A 1,198-nucleotide genomic window follows, 5' to 3' on the forward strand; every position below is an offset into this window, starting at 1 on the left:
CCCCTCCGGTCTCCCCATACCACAACAACGAGGACCAAGGCCCGAAGCCACGGCTTGTTTCCCGGCAAGCCCTAACTACACGGCATTGTGCCTAGACGTCCAGGCCGATCTTCACCAGGCGGTGTCTGACGAAGCGCAGAGCAGAGGAGGCGGGATGCCGAGGCGGTCGGTCACTTTCAGCGTCGGTTGCCTGCAAGTTCCCACGGATGCCTCCTCGGCGGACTCCAGTGTGGCCGTGGTCACCGTGCTGAAGCGGTCGGGACCTCTTGCATCTAGATTCACCTGCCGAGTCGAGATTAACAACATCTCCATTAAAGTTAGCGATAAAGATGTTATAAAAAGACGTGTGCTTTCTCCAGTACCCCGCCGGAACCGGCATTCCTGTCCGTAGGCGGCATCCGCGGTCCCCCCAGGCAACCGGCAGCGGCGAGGCCGGTGCGCGCAGCACGCCTGGCGAGGGCGCCCTCGGTGGCGAACTCGCGCTCGTCGGGCACCTTGGCGGCGCGGCAGCGGTCGCGGTCGGTCCAGGACTTGGGCAGGTACAGCTCCCGGTCCACCAGGGCGCGGCCGGCGGAGCTGGCGTAGGCGGCGAAGACGCCGATCTGGCAGTTCTCAGTGCGGCCGGCGCGGAATACTGGCGCTGCACGGCGGCGGAGGTGATGCCCTTCTTCAAAAAGCTGGTGTCGTCCACGATCAGCACCCCGTCGGGCAGGCCGAGCCGTTCGGCAACGTAGGTCTGGAGGCCGTCGCGGATGTCGTCGGGGCCCCAGCGGGCGCGGGAGAGTAGGTGCTGCCAGCCGTCCGGGGTGGCATGGCCAGCGTGCTCAGCCAGTTGCCAGCTATTCTTGCGAGCCACCGGAGCGAGCAGCCCGCGCACGTAGTCCCGCATGCGGCGGCGCGGTTCGACGCGGCCGAAGTGATGCCCGAAGTCGGCGAAGAGGTCGTCCAGATCGTGGTCCCAGGCTCTCGGTTGTCTGCTCGGTGATCACGATCTGAGGCTTCCCCGGCCCGGAACGACCTCGTCCTCGGGGCACTCCTTCGAGGGGCGGGCGGGCAGAACCCGCCCGTGACCACCGCCCGCTCGCTACACTCCCACCGCTCGACGTTTCCCCGGGATGCTCCTATGGCTGTCAAGCCGCTGGAGCCAGGTCGGTATGAGTGATTCGTTCGGTCGGTGTGCTGGTCAGTGCCCGGTAGA

Annotated in this window: 1 pseudogene; it reads right to left on the bottom strand. The window is 66.4% G+C overall.

Features of this window, described 5'->3' with window-relative positions:
* Positions 1–381: 381 nt before the first annotated feature.
* Positions 382–949 (bottom strand): annotated as a pseudogene (locus H8R17_RS45475) (IS701 family transposase); the annotation flags it as partial.
* Positions 950–1,198 lie beyond the last annotated feature (249 nt).

Source organism: Streptomyces sp. TRM68367 (genome assembly GCF_014495685.1).
Taxonomy (GTDB): domain Bacteria; phylum Actinomycetota; class Actinomycetes; order Streptomycetales; family Streptomycetaceae; genus Streptomyces.